This is a genomic window from Falsiruegeria sp. JB4-1 (assembly GCF_055693495.1).
In genome coordinates, this window is the sequence record NZ_JBVFTZ010000001.1 from 1,454,552 (window position 1) to 1,472,563 (window position 18,012).

Consider the following 18,012-nt stretch of genomic DNA (forward strand, 5'->3'; position numbering starts at 1 on the left):
GGCCGCCTTCGGAATTTGTCTCAGCGCCCTATTTTAATCACTGCGCCCCGAGTTACAAGGCGTCTTAGAATCAGATTCGCAGCAAAGCGCGAGGCAAGGCAAATGTCGGATTTCATGGAGCTTGGCGAGCGCCGGTTTGGACGGGTCAATTGGTTGGGTCTGCGCACGCTTGCACACCGTGAAATGGCGCGGTTTATGGTGGTCTGGACGCAGACCCTTTTGGCGCCTTTGGTGACAGCTGGATTGTTTCTGTTGATTTTCACAATCGCTGTGGGGTCAAAGCGGGGAGACGTCATGGGCGTGCCCTTCCTTACCTTTTTGGCGCCCGGCATTCTGACCATGACAGTGATTCAGAACGCCTTTGCGAACACCTCATCCTCGATTGTGATTTCCAAGGTTCAGGGCAATATCGTTGATACGCTGATGCCGCCGCTGTCTGCCATCGAGCAATTGCTGGGCTATTTGGCAGGTGGTGTAGCGCGGGGTTTGTTGGTTGCTGTTGCAATCAGCGTGGCCCTTGCGTTGGTTTTGGGGATTGTGCCTCAGCACCCGTTGGTTGCACTGCTGTTTGTGGTTATGGGGGCAACATTCCTGGGAGCCCTTGGAATTGTCGCGGGCATCTTTGCCAACAAATTCGATCAGATGGCGGCGATCACCAATTTTATTGTGACGCCCTTGGCCTTTTTGTCGGGTACATTCTATTCGGTCGAGGCGCTGCCACCGGTTCTAAACGTGATCAGCCATTTGAACCCGGTGTTTTACCTGATCGATGGCGTTCGATTTGGCGTCATCGGGGTATCGGATAGCTCCCCGTTGTTGGGGTTTGCCGTGTGCTCAGGAGCAACAACAGCTGTTTGCCTTTTGGCCTGGTGGATGTTGAAGACAGGGTATCGCCTGAAATCCTAAGCCGCTTCGGCTTGCGGCTGCACCAACTCGCTTGGACGCAAAGGGGTTTTGGGCTGGCCCAGCCTTGGATGTAGACGCGCTGCGATCACCCAAGCAATTGCCAGCGCCGCGCCGCCTGCGGCAAAGATGCCTGCCACTGGGAACACCAGCAAAACGGCCCAAGCAGCACCTGGGGTCAGGATGCCGCTGACATCGCGGTACGAGCTGTAGACGGCACTCATCTCGGTCCGCTCGGATGGTTTCACCGCCATCAGGAATGGTAGCCCGGCACAGATATCCAGCACGATCATCCACATTGACCCCACCACCATCACGGCAACAGCGGCCCACGGCAGGGGTGAAACCACGGTCGCAAGTACGAAACAGGTGGCTGCTGCGGCAAACCCGATGCGGACCGATTGTTTGACCGACCGGCGCTGCATCCATTTGAGTATCAATGGTGAGGCGAAGAGCATGCCATTGGTAAACGACAGCAGGATGCCGCCCAGTTGCTCGCCCAACCCGCTCTGGATTGCAAAGATTGGCAGATAGACAACATAGATCCACCACCCGCAGGACCGGATCACTGCAAAGAGCCAGCCAGCGACGAGCCGGGGTTGGGCAAAGAATCGCGGCAGATAGGCCAGCGGATTGGCCGCCTGGCTGCGGGCGCGGCTGATCAGCTTGCCATTGCCCAAGCGCATGGCCCAGAACACGGCCAGCATGACAACGGACGCCACGGCCGAGATCACAAAGGGTGCAGGCATCCAATATTCCAGCAGCAACACGCCCGCCATGGGACCAGCGGTCCAGCCGATTGCGCTGTAGAACATGCGGCTGGTTTCGCATTTCCCCAACTCGATTCGGTCGATGTAATCCAGCACATAGGCGTTGAAGCACACAAAGGTGGTCACAGCCGCAACCGTATTGAGCCCCAAGGCACCGATGACCGCCACAGGTGTACCAACGATCGCCAGAACGGCAGAACCGGTGAACATAAGCGCACCCGCGGAATAGGCCCATCTGCGAGGCACATAGCGCACCGCATAAGGCACCATCAGGCCTGCGATCAGCGATACGATGCCAATCAGGAAATAGATGAAGGAGACGGTCCCCGCATCCCCCAGCGTCCGGTACATGATCAGCGGAAAGACCGAGATCAGGATGCCGCGCACCACGGCCTCGAGGCCTGCAAGGATACCAAAGTCCCGGACGGACGGGGCAGGGGCGTGACGGACCCACTCGGGGATTCGACGTTCATGCATGGCGGAGACTCACTTGTTCTATGAGCCCAGTGTGTATGCTGTGGAATACAGGTCTTTGGGGTTTGCGACATGGGGGTCGCCCGCAGACCCTACGCCAGAATTTTTCTTCAGCGCTTGGCGTGTCGTCCCTCGCGCCAGGCCAGCACCAACGCACCGCTCAGGATGATCCCGGCACCGATCAGGCTCACGCTGTCAGGGGTGACGTCAAAGCCAACAAAGTCGTAAAGGGCGGCAAATATCAGGGTGGCATAGCTGAACGGTGCCACAAATGAGGCATCCGCTCGCGCCATGCCATTGACGAAACAGGCCTGCGCGCAAGCCATCAGGAAACCCACGCCAGCCAATGCCGCCCATTGCTCGGGTGTCGGCATCTGCCAGACCGGTAGAACGGCCACGGTAGCAATGGCGAGACCCATGGTGTTGTTGACCAACAGGATCTGGAACGGGGATTCCCGCGACGAAAGTTTCTTGATGAAAATCAGTTCCATTCCCATGACCAGCGCCGCACCCAGAGCCAGCAGCGCGGCGGGTTGAAAACTGTCTGGAGTCGGACGGAGGAGGATCAGCGCTCCGAACAGGGCCACAATCGCAGCCCCCCACCGCCAGGGACCGACACGCTCGCCGAGCAGAGGGATCGCCAGAACCATGGCAAAGACCGGGTTCAGGAATGAAATCGCCGTGGCGTCTGCCATCGGGATATAGGCAACACTGGCAAACATCAGTGTTACACCGGACCAGCCAAAAGTAGTGCGCCCGATATGCAGGCCCCAATGCGGGCGTTGCAGGGGCGGGCGGACCATTGCGACGACGGCTCCGATCGCGATGAAGGCAAATAGGAAACGACCATGGCTGATCTGCATGGGATGCAGTGCAGGTCCCAGCACCCCGGTGCCAAGCGCCTTTGCCAACAGGGTCGTGCCAGCAATAAAGGCGGTTGCTGTGAAAATCAGCGTAGCGGCCAGGGCCGGGTTCTGTTTGCGGGGCTCATACATGGCCCTAGCGGTGGACGAGCGGCTTTCGGTTGGCAAGCGTGAAAATGTGTGGGGTACAAACAAGGAGCGGCTCAGTCCCCGGCCCCTTCGGCATCTCGTCGGGGTGTTTTCAACGAGAGGAATACCGCTCGATCAGAGGCGAAGTTGTCGCCATGCATAGACGCAAATTGTCAGCATTCCGATTGCTCCCAGCATGTAGGGCAAACGGAGCGCAGCCTCGCGCCCCATCGAGGGCTCCACCATCGAGACGATCGCCCCGCCGATCAGCGCGCCAAAAGGCATCATGCCCCAACCAAAGAACCGGTAGAGGCTATTGACGCGGCCCAGCAATTCGCCCGGGATCAGCCGCTGGCGGTAGGATACTGTGACCACATTCCAAAGCAGGGCTGCGAACATCTCGACAAACAGGGCGAAGGCGACCACCCAAACAGACGTCGCAACCCAGATCACAAGCAGAGCGGTCCCAAGCAGAGCAAGTGCGACCAAAAGCGAGGACCGGCGCCCGAGTCTGGCGGCTATGTTGGGACACAGCAACCCGCCCGCGACTCCTCCGGCGGCGCCAGCGGTCAGCAATAGGCCGTGCCCTGCCGCGCCCAGGCCCAGGATCTCCTGGCTGTAGAGGACCAGAACTGTCAACGTCATCAATGATACAGCGTTCATCAGCCCCAACATGATGGCCAGTTGCAAGATGATTCGATGCCCGCGCAGCCAGGTGATCCCCTCTTGCGCTTCAATCAGCCATGACCGACGTTTTGGATTCAAACGCGGTGCAATCGCCATACACCAGACCAGCCCGGCCGCCAGCGCAAACGTGGCAGCGTCCAGCACAAAGGGCGCAGGCACCGCTGTTGCAATCAGCAGCCCCGCCAGCGGCGGGCCAACAAAGGACCCCATGATCTGCTCAATGCTCCAGATCTGCCCATTTGCGCGTTCCAGCTGATCGGTGGATACGACCGCAGGCAGGACCGTCTGGGCTGCGTTGTCGCGCAGCACCTCGGCCGATCCCAGAAGGAAGGCCAGAACCGAGATCGCCGCAATATAAAGCTCGGCCCGGGCTAACGGAAACTCCGGTGCGCTCAAGATCACTGCAACCACGCCAAAGGTCAGCAGCATCCGCACCAGATCAGCCTGCACCATCAAGCGGCGACGATCCATCCGATCCGTCCAGACGCCGGCGGGAATGGAAAACAACAGCCACGGTAGACGTGTGGCAAAGGCGACCATGGCGATCAGCATCGGATCACGCGTGATCAAAGTGGCGAGCCAGGGAAAGGCCAGGGCGGATACTCCATCCCCCAGATTGGAAATAGCAGAAGCGGAAAATAGCAGGCGATAATTGCGCAGGGACCAAAGTGTTGTCATGCTTCGCATTGGTTGCCAATTCATAAACCAGGTCAAGGTGGGTGACAAAATGCAGGTCGATCCTTGCAAAAGGGGTTTTCAACCCGTGATTCCTTCGTTATGGAGCCATCCTATGATCAAAGTTGCACATATCACCCTGCTCCGACGCCGACGCATTTTTGCGTAACTGGCTAGTTTGATCCTGCGCGTATGCAAAATCGCGCCCCTCCACTTCAAAATGTTGACGAAACCGCCCCATGTGATGCACTCATCGGGCTTCTATTATTCGAAAAGGATGATCCAGATGATCCCGTCCGTTCTGCCGACCTATAATCGTGCGCCCCTTCAATTCGTGAAGGGCGAAGGCGCTTGGCTGATCGAGGCAGATGGCCGACGTTTTCTGGATCTGGGCGCAGGCATCGCGGTGAACGCGCTGGGCCATGCTCATCCCGCCTTGGTAGACGCATTGACCGATCAGGCGCAGAACCTCTGGCACGTCTCGAACCTGTATGAAATACCGCAGCAACAGGCGCTGGCCGACAAGCTGGTGGAGCATACTTTTGCCGATACGGTGTTTTTTACCAATTCCGGCACTGAATCCTGCGAGTTGGCAGTGAAAATGGCCCGTAAGTACTTCTACGACAAAGGCCAGCCTGAAAAGGTAGAAATCATCACCTTTGACGGCTCGTTCCACGGTCGGTCATCCGCAGGCATCGCCGCCGCCGGGTCAGAGAAGATGACCAAAGGGTTCGGCCCGCTGCTGGGTGGGTTCGTCCATCTGACGTTTGGCGATCTGGATGGTGTGACCAATGCCATCTCTGAGGCCACTGCTGCAATCATGATCGAGCCGGTACAGGGCGAGGGCGGCATTCGCCCCGTTCCAGACGCTGAACTCAAAGCCCTGCGCCAGATCTGCGACGACAACGGTTTGCTTCTTATCCTGGATGAGGTGCAATGCGGCGTTGGTCGGACCGGCAAGCTATTTGCTCATGAATGGGCAGGCATCACGCCTGATATCATGATGGTTGCCAAAGGCATTGGCGGTGGTTTCCCATTGGGTGCCGTTCTGGCCACGGAAGAGGCCGCATCGGGCATGATCGCAGGCACACATGGCTCCACCTACGGCGGCAACCCGCTGGGATGTGCCGTTGGCTGTGCAGTTATTGACCATGTGGCGAACACGGATTTTCTGGCCGAGGTGAATCGCAAATCCGGGCTGCTGCGCCAAAAGCTCGAAGGGTTGATCGCCGATCACCCAGAGGTCTTCGAAGAGGTGCGCGGATCCGGCATGATGCTGGGCATCAAATGCAAGGCTACCAACATCGACGTGGTGAATGCGGGCTACGACAATCAGGTCATCACAGTTCCCGCTGCCGACAACGTCATCCGATTGCTGCCCCCCTTACCTTGACCGCAGACGACATTTCCGAGGCCACAAACCGACTGGATGCGGCCGCCAAACAGGTCGAAAGCCAGTTGGAAACGGCCTGACTTTCATTTTTTCAGAAATACTCCGGGGGTCCGGGGGCAGCGCCCCGGCTTCGGCCCAATAAACAGACAGCGATATGAACCATTTCCTCGACATCCACAAAACCGATGCGGCCGACTTGCGCAGCATCATCGACCAGGCGGCCAAGACTAAGGCCGCCCGTGTTGGTCAACCCAAAGCCGCTCTGGACGACGATCTGCCTCTCAAGGATCGCATGGTCGCCCTGATTTTTGAAAAGCCCTCAACCCGAACACGCGTGTCCTTTGACGTAGGCGTGCGTCAGATGGGCGGGCAAACAATGGTGCTCAGTGGCAAGGACATGCAATTGGGCCACGGCGAGACCATTGCCGATACCGCGCGGGTGTTGTCGCGCTATGTCGACATGATCATGATCCGAACCTTTGATGAAACCGTCCTGACCGAGATGGCGGAATACGCCAGCGTACCGGTGATCAATGGCCTCACCGATCGCACGCACCCATGCCAGATCATGGCGGACGTTCTGACCTACGAAGAGCACCGAGGCCCGATCAAAGGCAAAAAGGTGGTCTGGACAGGCGACGGCAACAATGTTTGCGCGTCTTTCCTGCATGCTGCTGGTCAATTCGGATTTGACCTGACCTTTACCGGGCCCGCGCAGTTGGACCCCGAAGAAGAGTTCATGGGCTTTGCGCGCAAACAAGGATCAAAGATCCAGATTGAACGCGACGCCTTCAAGGCCGTCGAAGATGCTGATCTGGTGGTCGCGGACACCTGGATTTCGATGCATGACGCACAATCGGCCAAGGAACGCCGCCACAACATGCTGCGCCCCTATCAGGTCAACGCCGAGCTCATGTCCCACGCCAAACCCGATGCGCTGTTCATGCACTGCCTGCCTGCGCACCGCGAGGAGGAGGCGACATCCGAGGTGATGGACGGCCCGAACTCGGTGATCTTTGATGAGGCCGAAAACCGCCTGCACGCGCAAAAAGCCATCATGCGCTGGTGCCTGGGCAGCTAAGTCAAACTAAGGAAAACATCATGACTGTGCAGCTCGTGCTGAACGCGCTGCCGGGAGCCTACGCGGTGACCCGGTGCGCGCCCGATATGCCTGTGCCTGATTGGGTGCGGGGCAAGGGGCTGGTGAGTGTCACCCAAGCCCCCGATGAAACTTCGATCCTGTGCCTTGAGGATCGCGTGCCGACAACCGAGCAAAGCTCGGGCGGATGGTTGGCGGTGCAGGTGACGAACCTGGTTGATCTGGATATACCCGGCGTGGTGCTGGCAGCGGTTAAACCGATCTCCCAGGCCGGTTTGGGGGTTTTTATCACTTCGACCTTTGATCGCGACTATCTGCTGGTGCGCGCCGCTGAAAGTGTCGCTGCACAAATGTCCTGGATCGGGGCAGGGCATCACTATTGCGACGGCGATGTGACTTATCGCCTGGCAACGCCTTCGGATGGAGAGACACTGGCGCAGGTCCATTTCGAAACCTGGCAGGAAACCTATGCCAAGACCGCCCCGCCCGAGGTGCGTTTGGCGCTGAACCTCGCGCATCGTAAGCGGTATTGGCAGACCCGATTGGAGACCGGCGCGCGCACGCTGGTGGCAGAGGTAGGCGGGCACATCATCGGCCTGTGCGCCCTGTCAGAGTGTGCGGCAGAGGTCGACCACCTGTATGTTTTGAATGCAGCCCGCGGGTCCGGGGTAGGTGCTCATCTTTTGCGGTTGGCCCAAAACATGTCTGCCAACGCGGGAAATGCGCAAGTGACATTGGCTGTTGTCAAAGAAAACACGCAGGCGATCGGGTTCTATTCAGCTCAGGGCGGCACCGTCGTGGCCGAGAGGCTAGACAAGGGGCCATTGTGGAAATCCGACAACCTGATCTTTGGCTGGTCTTTGGGGAAACACGCCGCTAGCGAGTGATCAAAGCGCGCGCCTCGGGTCCAGCGAACCAATCGTACAACTGGTCCTGAAACACCTGTACCAATCGACGCGGTTTTCCGGCAGCGCGCCCGGTGACCAGGTGCAGGGGCTCTCCATCCTTCAGGGGAAGCGCCTGTACCAAATCACCGCCATAGCTTTGTTCTGTGCGCGGGCGCATGTTCAACACGGCAACGCCTGCGCCCGCACCAATCAGCGAGCGCACCATCTCGACACTAGTGCAGGTGGCGGCGATACGTGGCTTGACAGCCGGCGGCGCGCAATAGGCGCCGGACATAAGCCCCGGCCACGGGCAGATCGAGCAGGACAAGAGGAACGTCTTGCAAATCGCGTAAACTCAGCTCTGACCGTGTGCTCAGTGTGTGACCTTCGGGGGCAAGCACATATGGGGGCAGGTCCATCAGTGGGCGCGTCTCTACACCGGTCAACAGCTCATCCCCCGCAAAAATGGCCACATCCAGCGTGCCATCCAATAGCCCTGATTGTGCCGTTATATTGTCGCATTCTTGCAGGTTGAAACCTAGATTTGGATTGTCGTCGACCATATTTTGCAATATGTGCGGCAGAAATGCCGGAGCAACGGGGGCGTAGTAACCAATGTGCAGTGTGCCGCGCAAACCCTGATTCAGTGCATACCCCTGTTGCATGACATCCGAATACGTCTCGATCAGTGGTTTGATCCGCGCGGCCAATGCCCGTCCCGCCGGGGTGGCGGTAATGCCACGGGCACGGGCACGGACCAGCAACGTGGCACCAAATTCCGCCTCCACCCGGTCGATTGCCGAGGCCACGGCAGAAGGGGCCACATTCAACACCTCAGCCGCGCCCGTGATCGAGCCACAGTCGACAGCGACTGAATAGGCCCGCAGCAATCGGAGAGACAGGCGAAGATCGTCCATCGTTCCCTTCCTCACAAAATCAGATGTTATTGGTCAATTAGTTCTGTTTTTCAGGTTTATAGGCACGTGACATGCTGGGTCAACGCAATTGAGCAACCAACAAAGGCCCGCCATGTCCAATCGTCCAAAGCTGCCCGGCTGGGCGCATACACCTGATGTGCCGATCGCGGTTTCGCCGTTTTTCAGTTGGCCGCCAGACCCGGCGCGCATGGTGCAGTGGATCGCCGTGCGCTGGCTTGGGGTAGCGGAAAACGTCCTTGTCCTGCTGATCGCTTTCATCAGCTGGACTTGGCTGACCCCGTCGATGGAGCGGATGGCGGTACTGTCGCTCGACTGGATCGCCCTGATCTGGCTGCGCAATCTGGCGCTGATGACGTTAGTCGCGGGCGGGTTGCACCTATTCTTTTTCCGCGCCCGCAAGCAGGGTGAGCAGCTCAAATTCGATCCACGCCCTTTGGCGGGCAAAGGCAAGCAGTTCACCTTTGCCAATCAGGTGCACGACAACATGTTCTGGACGCTGGTGAGTGGCGTTGGTTGGTGGACTTTCTTCGAAGTTCTGATGTTCCACGGCATGGCACAGGGCTGGGTTCCCATGCTTGTGCCTTCGGAACACCCCGTTCTGTTTGTGCTCTTCTTCCTGCTCACTCCGGTCTGGATCTCGTTCCATTTCTACTGGATCCACCGGGCCTTGCATTGGGGGCCGCTCTATCGTCTGGCCCATGCGCTGCACCACCGCAACGTCAATGTCGGCCCATGGTCGGGACTGTCGATGCACCCGCTCGAGGCGTTCTTCTTCTTCACCTCGATCCTGATCCATCTGGTGGTGCCTGCCCATCCGCTGCACATCCTGTTTCACCTGCAGCATCAGGGTTTGACAGCAGCAACGTCGCATACAGGGTTCGAAAGCTTGCTGGTCAAGGACCGTAAGACGCTGGCGCTTGGGACGTTCCACCACCAGATGCACCATCGGTACTTCGAGGTGAACTACGGCAATCTCGAAATGCCCTGGGACAAGTGGTTCGGTTCGTTTCACGATGGTACGCCCGAAGCACATGCCCGCCTCAAGGAACGCAGGCAACGACGAGCAGGCTGACGACGTGGCTGGATGCAAGCGCGCCGAGCCGAAGGCGAGGCGCCCGGCCCAACTGAGCAAGGGCCCGTCAGGGCATGCAGCGAAGACGGGAGAGATTTGAGCAAGGTTTCAATTGTCGCAAGGTAAAAGTTGCCCCAGCGGTTCTCAGGACACAAGGTTGCCCAAAAGGGAGAGAGTGGAATGCGGATCGTAATTGCCGGGGCAGGCAGCATAGGCTGTTTTGCAGGCGGGCTTCTGGCGTTGGCTGGCAAGCACGTGACGTTGCTCGGGCGTGCGCGCATTTTGGATCAAATTCGGTCTCAGGGTTTGACGGTCAGTGACTTTTCAGGCGTTTCGGAAAACATACCGGCCGCGCAACTGGGGTTGAGCGAAGATCCCGTGTGTCTGGCGGAAGCTGATTTGGTGATCGTCACGGTCAAATCCGGTGCCACTCGGGAAGTCGCGGACTTGATTGCTCAATTCGCTCCGGGCAAAGCTCCGGTTGTTTCGTGGCAAAACGGGATGGACAACGCGTCTATACTACGAGAGCGCTTGCCAGATCGGGATGTCCGTGCAGGGATGGTGCCGTTCAATGTTGTGCCAAAACAAGATGGTGGGTTTCATCGGGCTACGTCCGGCGACATTGTGATCGCTTCCGGCCCGGGGAAAGTGGCCGACACACTTTCTGTAAAGAACCTGCCCGTCACAGAAAGCACCAGAATCGAGGCGGTTCAATGGGGTAAGTTGGTTATCAACCTGAACAACGCTTTGAACGCACTCAGCGGTTTGACATTGCAAGACCAACTCTTAGACCGGGACTGGAGGCGCCTGATGGCGGATCAGATGGCCGAAGCGCTTGGCGTATTGAATGCCGCAGGCATAGAGGTTGCTTCGACAACACCCCTTCCCGCATGGATGACGCCTCACATTCTTCGGCTGCCGACGCCATTGTTCAGCCGGATCGCAGCAAAGATGCTGACCATCGATCCCAAGGCGCGCACGTCCATGGCGTATGATCTGATGGCGGGACGTCAGACCGAGATTGAAAGCCTCCAGGGAGAGATCATTGCGCGCGGGGTGCAGTATGGGGTCTCAACCCCGATCTGTGATCGGATCCGCGAAATGATACGTGAAGCAGGCGACAAGGGGCCTGACCAAGAACCGGTAACGGCGATCGGACTGCTCAATCACCTTGCCAAGACCTGAGCCATCGGGGCTTAGAACAGCAGTGAAAGCACCCAGAAAACTGCGGCGGACATACAGGCTGCAGCAGGGACAGTGATGATCCAAGCCGCCACGATGGTCATGAAATGCGATCGGCGTACAAGTTTTCGGCGCCGACGTTCTTCACGCGCGATGCGCTTCTCAGGCGGGCGTATGGCGCTGGATTTTTGCAGGCGCCGTTCCATGTGCCATTCCCGGTAGAACCCCACGCCAAAGACGCCGCCAACGGCGATATGTGTCGAGCTGACAGGCAGCCCCAGCCAACTGGCGACAATCACGGTGATGGCGGCGGACAGGGCCACGCAATAGGCCCGCATCGGGTTGAGCTTGGTGATCTGACTGCCAACCATACGGATCAGCTTGGGGCCAAACAGAAATAGGCCGAATGAAATGCCAAATGCCCCAATGACCATGACCCATGTTGGGATTGCTACTTTGGCCGCAAAATCACCAAACTCGGTGGCATGAACAATGGCCGCAAGTGGCCCGACGGCATTTGCCACGTCGTTGGCGCCATGCGCAAAGCTGAGCAACCCGGCAGACACGACAAGGGGCAGGCCAAAGAGTGTTTTGACCGACTTGTTGCGATTTTCCAGCCCCTCGGATTGTCGGCGTATCAACGGTACACAAAGTGCCCAGACCGCAAAGCCACCGGCAAGTCCTATCAATAGGGCAATTTCGAGGTCGATCTTGACGATGCGTTTAAGGCCTTTCACGGCCAGATAAGCTGAAAATGCGCCAGCCATGACGCCAACAAGAATGGGAACCCAACGGCGTGACGCACCGATCTTGTCTTCCTGGTAGAGGATTTTGGCTTTGATCAGCGCAAGAAATGCAGCTGCGATTGCCCCCCAGAACCGGGGATATAACCCAACTGGCCGCAATCTTACCCATGGTTGGCCAGCTGACGGCTGTCATCCCGGCCGCTGCAATTCCCGCACCCATGACACCGCCAACTACTGAATGCGTCGTGGAAACCGGGGCACCGACCCAGGTTGCGAGGTTTACCCACAATGCCGAAGAGATTAGCGCGGCCATCATCGCCCAGATGAAAATTTCGCTGTTTTGCATGCCCGAAGGGTCGATGATGCCCTTGGAGATAGTGGACACCACGTCGCCGCCAGCCAACAGCGCACCAGCGCTTTCAGCGATGGCGGCAATTGCGATGGCGCCACCCATAGTCAGCGCATTCGCTCCAACCGCAGGGCCCATGTTGTTTGCGACATCGTTGGCGCCAATGTTGATCGCCATATAGGCGCCAAACGCTGCCGCCAATGCAATAATCAGGCTGCCTGAGGTGGTGCCAAAGGCTAGCATGGCAACAAGGGCTGCAATCACGATGAAAGCTAACGCGATCCCTGGCCCAACCATTGGCCGTGCAACATAGGCGTTCGCGACTTCGATCCGCGATATCCGGTTCAAGTCACGATCGAGCGTAGTCCATTTGTTGCTGTTTTCCGCGTCAGCCATCTCATCCGCCGTCTTTTCAATTCATAGCGCGGGCAAGTAGAGGCTGAACTCTATCAAAGCAATAGAGTTGTAACGAAACAGGCGTGAGCGTGTCACAATTCCCGCAGAATCTCTTGCAGCTGGGGTTCTCGAACCAGATTTGCGGCCTCAGATGCGGACATCCAGCAGCGATTGCGCTCGCTGACCTCTGGGTATTCGTCAGACAGTTCGGATACCGTGATCTTGTAAACCTGAGTTTCGACCGGTTCCGAAGTGCCGTTGTCTAAGATTTTGTCGTAGTTGTACCTACCGACCGGTTCCTTCTGGACATTTGCTTCCCTGACACCTGCCTCTTCCCAAGCTTCCTGAAGCGCGGTTTCCGGCCCGTTCAATCCGTCAATGGGCCACCCTTTAGGAACAATCCACCTGCCGGTTCCCCGGCTCGTGATCAGCAGCACTTCTTGACCGTCTTTGCCATCTCTCAGGCATAGAGCGGCCACTTGTACTCGTTTGGGACGCAGAAACAGGGGGCGTACAACCTCCTGCCAGGTTTTCTTAATAACATTGGTCATTGGGCGCGCTCGATCTGGCCGCTTGTGCCGCGGCGGTTGGAAAGAAGTATAGGGAATGTAGCAATACTTACAATGCGCAAATGGCCAATCGCGCCTTCGGGGACTTGCACCTGTGTCCCGGATATCGCAACGTTTGCAGATTGTTCAGCGATGAGGTGGTGCATGTCAAAGGCGCGGGTCGGGGTCTACGGATTGGGGACCATGGGCAGCGCACTGGCGCTGAATTTGGCAGACAAAGGGTTCGATGTGGCGGTAACCAACCGCGAGACGGATTGGATTGAACCCTTTTTGACGGAAGCAGGAGAGCTTGCGGGCAGACTATCAGCGTCCTCGACATTGGAAGACTTCGTTCACGACATCGCCACACCGCGGTTGATCATTCTGATGATCCCTTCGGGCGCACCAGTTGACGTTATGATTGATCGTCTGGGGCCTGTGCTTGCGCCGGATGATATCCTGATCGACGCAGGTAACGCGGATTTCCACGATACGCGCCGCCGAACCGCGCGGGCCAATGGGTTTCATTTTGTCGGCATGGGTGTGTCAGGCGGAGAAGAAGGGGCCCGGCACGGAGCGTCAATGATGGTCGGCGGTGGTAAACACAGTTGGCGTCAGCTTGCTCCGGTTCTTGAGCCGATTGCGGCAAAATTCGACGGAGACCCTTGTGTGGCACATGTCGGACCTGATGGGGCCGGTCACTTTGTCAAAACGGTTCACAACGGCATCGAATATGCTGACATGCAGATGATCGCCGAGGTCTATGGCCTGCTGCGCGACGGTCAGGGATGGGATGCGCAGCAGATCGGGGCGCTGTTCGAGGGGTGGACAAAGGGCAAATTGGCATCCTTCCTGATAGAAACCACGGCCCGAGTGTTGCAGACGAATGATGCGTCGAGTGGCGCGCCAATGGTTGACATCATTCGGGATCAGGCCGGGCAAAAGGGAACCGGACGCTGGACAGTGATAGAGGCGCTGAAGTTAGGACAGTCCGCAAGCGCGATCGAGGCCGCTGTCGGCGCACGAGCATGGTCGTCGGCCAAATCCGCACGTCTTGCGGCGGCATCGCAGTTTCCGGGGACAGGGACGCTGGAGATAGGCTCAGCGACGCTGGAAAGCGCCTTGTTTGCAGGTCGGGTGTTGGCGCACTTGCAAGGGTTCGAGGTCCTGCGGGCGGCCTCTGATGACTACGAGTGGTCGATAGACCTCGCCCGGGTTGCCGAGATCTGGCGTGCAGGGTGTATTATCCGGTCAACCCTGCTGGATGATCTGGCTCCTCTGCTGCAGCAAGTTCCGAACCGGCCAGTTCTGTTAGCCGAAGGTATGGCCGAATTATTGTCGCCCGCGATCCCAGCATTGCGGGAGGTCGTGGCATCCGCAGTTGCCGCAGGTTTGCCCGTCCCTGCCTTGTCAGCGGGGCTGGCCTGGTTTGACACGGCCCGTCAGGCATTGGGGACCGCGAATTTGATTCAGGCGCAGAGAGATGCATTTGGCGCGCATGGTTTTGAACGGATCGATAGGGCCGGAAAACACCATGGCGATTGGGGAGAAGTGGACGGATGAAAACAGCACTCGTAACCGGTGCCGCGCGCGGGATTGGGCTGGCGACGACGCGGCAATTGCTTGATCAGGGGTGGCGTGTCGTCATGTTGGACAGGGATGAGCCTGCCTTGGCCGCGGCAACAAATGGTCTTGATGGAGCCATTGCCCGGATCGCGGATGTGTCCAAACCCGAACACGCAGCGCGCACTGCAGAATGGCTGGAGGCAGAATTCGGTCAGCTGGATGGACTGGTCAACAATGCCGGCGTGGCAGATTTTGGTCCCATCAGAGAGACCAGTTTTGAAAGGTGGAAAACCGTTATGGCCACCAATCTGGACGGTCCTTTTCTAATGACTCAAGCCGTTACTGGATTGTTGGAGAAGGGTGGCGGAGGCGCGGTGGTCAACATCACTTCGATCTCGGGCCTGCGCGCATCGACCTTGCGGGTGGCCTATGGCACGTCCAAGGCGGGGCTGGCGCAGCTGACGCTTCAGCAGGCAATTGAACTTGGAGAACTTGGCATACGCGTCAACGCAGTGGCGCCTGGGCCGGTAGATACCAAACTGGCGTTGGCGGTTCACACTCCGGACATTCGCGCCGCCTATCATGATGCTCTTCCGCTAAACCGCTATGGCAGTGAAGATGAAATCGCTTCGGCCATCACTTTTTTGCTCAGCGACAAGGCGAGCTTTATCACGGGTCAAATCCTGGCCGCAGATGGCGGGTTTCAGGCCACGGGGATCGGGTTGCCCAGCCTACGATCGTAGCACTCCCGCCTGTCGGAACACGCATCAAAGATGCGCGCCCTCCCGTTGGGCCGAGCAGCCCGCCTGTGGCGCGCTGCGGTTGCGTCCAGCCGTGAGACTATAGATTTAAGCAGGTCATTTCCTGCGTTTGGCACGCAGGGTCGGATCCTCTTGAGTCGGATCTTCGGGCCAAGGATGCTTTGGGTATTGCGCCCGCATGTCCTTGCGTACATCTGCATAGGACCCGCTCCAGAAACCAGGCAAATCACGGGTGATCTGGATCGGGCGTTGTGCAGGCGACAGTAGCGTAATTTTCAAAGGCACCCCGCCACTCGTGGGGTGGCGAGTTACGCCGAACATCTCTTGCAGGCGGACCTGGATTTCTGGATTGCCTTCGGCGTCATAGTCGATGGCGATCTTGCGGCCCAATGGGGTGACGAATTTTGATGGCACGAGACGGTCCAAGGTTTGCGTCTGGTTCCAGCTGAGCGCCGCTTGCAACGCGGGTAGCGGGTCGAACCGTTTCCAATCGTCGGCGCTCCGCACACCGGTGAGCATCGGCAGTAGCCAATCCCCGAGCGTGGCAATCAGCCCGTCATACGAGAAATCCGGCATATCGGCTCCATCAACGCGGGCAAGTTCCACCCGGGCCGCCAGTCGCGCGGCGGCTCCTTCCAGTCGCAACCCTAGATCGCGAACACCGTCCAACATGGCCTGTGCAACTGCTTCGGGCGGCACATCCTTCCAAATGCGGTCGTCCAAGGCGATGGCCCCGAAGCATTCCCGTTTGCGCGCCACCACCCGGCGCTCGCGTTTGGACCATTCGCAATGCTCGACCCACTTGATCTGATCGGCAAACTGCGCTCGTATCTCGCTTTCGGTGATCCGCGCCGCCAAACGAACACGTGCCTCGCGCGGGTTGCCGTCGGTGTCTAGCGCCACGATCAGGGGGGCTGCGGCCAAGGTATCGCTGTCTTCCATCACAACGCCTTTGCCGCCAGACAGGACATATCGCGCTGCGTCACCCTTGCGCCGCTGGCCGATCCGGTCGGGATAAGCCAGCGCGGCCATGGCGGCCGGGGAAAGGTCATTGCCTTGAGAGCGGGTGAAAGCACGGAGGCGTTTGGTTTCCGTTTTGACGCGGTCAAGAACACCATAGTTCACCTGATACGATCGCTTGCGCTGAAACGCTTTTGGATCGCGCAAGGCTTCGAGCCGCAGGGTCAGGTCGGTGGGGGCACCACGCAACGGGTCGCGTTCTGCCAGCAACGCCGCCAAAGGGGCGGCCGCTTGACCCGCAGTCACCAACATATGCGCCAAACGTGGATGCAAGGGCAGGGCCGCCAGTGCTCTGCCGTGATCGGTCATGCGATGAGATGCATCCAAAGCGCCCAGCATCTGCAAAAGCGCGCGGGCCTCGGCCAACGCACCCTCAGGCGGAGGTGTCAGGAATGCCAGATCTTGGGCGTCAGCGCCCCAAAGCGCCAATTCCAACGCCAAACCGGTCAGGTCGGCGGCTTCGATCTCGGCCGGGGGATAAGCAAATAGCGCGCCTTCTTCGCCCTTGGTCCACAGGCGATAACAGACCCCGGCGGCCACGCGACCTGCGCGGCCTGCGCGTTGCGTGGCCTCTGCTCGAGTCACGCGTTCGGTGACCAGCCGCGACATGCCCGATCCGGGATCGAAGCGGGCGCGGCGGGCCTGCCCCATGTCCACTACGACGCGGATATCCTGAATGGTTAGCGAGGTTTCCGCGATCGAGGTTGCCAGAACCACCTTGCGACCTGATTTGACCGGCGCAACGGCGGCGCGCTGATCGGCAAAGGGCATCGCACCAAACAGGGGGCGCACGGTGCAATCGCCAGATAGCCTTCCGTTCAGGGCGCCTTCGGTGCGGCGGATTTCCCCCTCTCCGGGTAGGAACACCAGAATGCCGCCACCTTCGGCCCGTGTGTCGCGCTCAGCCTGCACCACCAGATCGATCAGCGCTTCCAGCTTGCGAGCCTTGGGTGGCAAAGGTCGGTCCAGCCAGCGGGTTTTCACCGGGAAACTGCGCCCTTCCGAGGTCACCAACGGTGCCTTCATCAGTTCGGCCACGGGACCGGCGTCAAGAGTTGCGGACATGGCGATTAGCATTAGGTCATCGCGCAGGGCCTCGGCCACCTCAAGGCTCAAGGCCAAGCCAAGATCGGCGTTCAAAGAGCGTTCGTGAAATTCGTCGAACAGGATTGCGCTGACGCCTGGCAGGTCCGGCTCGGATTGTAGCATTCGGGTCAGGATGCCCTCGGTCACAACCTCGATCCGGGTCGCTTTCGTTGTTTTGGAGTCGCCCCGGATTCGGTAGCCAACGGTCTGTCCAACCGGTTCCCCCAAGGTCTGCGCCATGCGTTCGGCAGCAGCGCGCGCAGCAAGACGGCGGGGTTCCAGCATGATGATGCGTCCGTTGCAAAGTCCTGCTTCGAGCATCGCAAGGGGGACGCGCGTGGTTTTGCCCGCACCGGGTGGGGCCTGCAGCACGGCGCGGCCCGTGCGTCGCAGGGCATCGATCAAGTCGGGCAGGGCGTCTTCGATGGGGAGCTTGCTCATGTCTGCCTTATCGCCAAAGCAGGCGAC

General features: G+C 58.9%; 14 protein-coding genes and 2 pseudogenes. 8 read left to right on the plus strand and 8 right to left on the minus strand.

Features of this window, described 5'->3' with window-relative positions; genetic code table 11:
- The first annotated feature begins 102 nt into the window (after nt 1–102).
- Nucleotides 103–906: an ABC transporter permease gene (locus ACZ1HE_RS07455; protein WP_472620205.1), complete on the plus strand. Its 804-nt coding sequence runs from the start codon at nt 103–105 to the stop codon at nt 904–906.
- Here the strand turns inward: ACZ1HE_RS07455 and ACZ1HE_RS07460 are convergent.
- The 3 genes from ACZ1HE_RS07460 to ACZ1HE_RS07470 all read right to left on the minus strand — a co-directional run bounded on the left by ACZ1HE_RS07460 (nt 903) and on the right by ACZ1HE_RS07470 (nt 4,504).
- The gene (locus ACZ1HE_RS07460; RefSeq protein ID WP_472620206.1) at nt 903–2,150 is read right to left on the minus strand and encodes an MFS transporter; all 1,248 of its coding nucleotides are present in this window, start codon (nt 2,148–2,150) and stop codon (nt 903–905) included. The two genes, ACZ1HE_RS07455 and ACZ1HE_RS07460, sit on opposite strands and share 4 nt — an antisense overlap.
- Before the next feature lie 107 nt (nt 2,151–2,257).
- On the minus strand, nt 2,258–3,142 hold the full coding sequence (locus ACZ1HE_RS07465; protein ID WP_472620207.1) for a DMT family transporter: 885 nt from the start codon (nt 3,140–3,142) through the stop codon (nt 2,258–2,260).
- A gap of 132 nt (nt 3,143–3,274) precedes the next feature.
- Nucleotides 3,275–4,504: an MFS transporter gene (locus tag ACZ1HE_RS07470; protein WP_472620208.1), complete on the minus strand. Its 1,230-nt coding sequence runs from the start codon at nt 4,502–4,504 to the stop codon at nt 3,275–3,277.
- Nucleotides 4,505–4,787: 283 nt separating this feature from the next.
- On the opposite strand from ACZ1HE_RS07470, the pseudogene ACZ1HE_RS07475 reads away from it, so the two are divergent.
- The 3 genes and pseudogenes from ACZ1HE_RS07475 (at nt 4,788) to ACZ1HE_RS07485 (ending at nt 7,880) form a co-directional block, all read left to right on the plus strand.
- Nucleotides 4,788–5,974, plus strand: a pseudogene (locus ACZ1HE_RS07475) (acetylornithine transaminase).
- Between the two features lie 74 nt (nt 5,975–6,048).
- Complete coding sequence (argF, locus tag ACZ1HE_RS07480) at nt 6,049–6,975, plus strand: ornithine carbamoyltransferase (protein WP_472620209.1); 927 nt, start codon at nt 6,049–6,051, stop codon at nt 6,973–6,975.
- A gap of 20 nt (nt 6,976–6,995) precedes the next feature.
- Nucleotides 6,996–7,880, plus strand: coding sequence for a GNAT family N-acetyltransferase (locus tag ACZ1HE_RS07485; protein WP_472620210.1), 885 nt, complete (start codon nt 6,996–6,998; stop codon nt 7,878–7,880).
- Here the strand turns inward: ACZ1HE_RS07485 and ACZ1HE_RS07490 are convergent.
- Nucleotides 7,870–8,106, minus strand: a complete 237-nt coding sequence (locus ACZ1HE_RS07490; protein ID WP_472620211.1) for a hypothetical protein — start codon at nt 8,104–8,106, stop codon at nt 7,870–7,872. The genes ACZ1HE_RS07485 and ACZ1HE_RS07490 overlap by 11 nt on opposite strands.
- Nucleotides 8,107–8,113: 7 nt before the next feature.
- Nucleotides 8,114–8,797: a LysR family transcriptional regulator gene (locus ACZ1HE_RS07495; protein WP_472620212.1), complete on the minus strand. Its 684-nt coding sequence runs from the start codon at nt 8,795–8,797 to the stop codon at nt 8,114–8,116.
- Between the two features lie 112 nt (nt 8,798–8,909).
- Here ACZ1HE_RS07495 and ACZ1HE_RS07500 point away from each other — a divergent pair, with 112 nt between their 5' ends.
- Nucleotides 8,910–9,890 (plus strand): sterol desaturase family protein, encoded by a 981-nt coding sequence (locus ACZ1HE_RS07500; RefSeq protein WP_472620213.1) that lies wholly within the window; start codon nt 8,910–8,912, stop codon nt 9,888–9,890.
- Nucleotides 9,891–10,070: 180 nt separating this feature from the next.
- Nucleotides 10,071–11,075, plus strand: coding sequence for a 2-dehydropantoate 2-reductase (locus ACZ1HE_RS07505; RefSeq protein ID WP_472620214.1), 1,005 nt, complete (start codon nt 10,071–10,073; stop codon nt 11,073–11,075).
- Between the two features lie 11 nt (nt 11,076–11,086).
- On the opposite strand, the pseudogene ACZ1HE_RS07510 reads toward ACZ1HE_RS07505, so the two are convergent.
- Nucleotides 11,087–12,563 (minus strand): annotated as a pseudogene (locus tag ACZ1HE_RS07510) (inorganic phosphate transporter).
- Between the two features lie 92 nt (nt 12,564–12,655).
- Nucleotides 12,656–13,114, minus strand: coding sequence for an NUDIX hydrolase (locus tag ACZ1HE_RS07515; RefSeq protein WP_472620215.1), 459 nt, complete (start codon nt 13,112–13,114; stop codon nt 12,656–12,658).
- 162 nt (nt 13,115–13,276) lie between these two features.
- Here ACZ1HE_RS07515 and gndA point away from each other — a divergent pair, with 162 nt between their 5' ends.
- Together gndA and ACZ1HE_RS07525 are read left to right on the plus strand one after the other, a co-directional pair.
- Nucleotides 13,277–14,674: an NADP-dependent phosphogluconate dehydrogenase gene (gene gndA, locus ACZ1HE_RS07520; RefSeq protein ID WP_472620216.1), complete on the plus strand. Its 1,398-nt coding sequence runs from the start codon at nt 13,277–13,279 to the stop codon at nt 14,672–14,674.
- Nucleotides 14,671–15,420, plus strand: a complete 750-nt coding sequence (locus ACZ1HE_RS07525) for an SDR family NAD(P)-dependent oxidoreductase (protein WP_472620217.1) — start codon at nt 14,671–14,673, stop codon at nt 15,418–15,420. Before gndA ends, ACZ1HE_RS07525 begins: the two co-directional genes overlap by 4 nt.
- Before the next feature lie 114 nt (nt 15,421–15,534).
- Here ACZ1HE_RS07525 and hrpB read toward each other — a convergent pair whose 3' ends face one another.
- A complete protein-coding gene (gene hrpB / locus ACZ1HE_RS07530) occupies nt 15,535–17,985 on the minus strand; it encodes an ATP-dependent helicase HrpB (protein ID WP_472620218.1) in 2,451 nt (816 codons plus the stop codon).
- Nucleotides 17,986–18,012 lie beyond the last annotated feature (27 nt).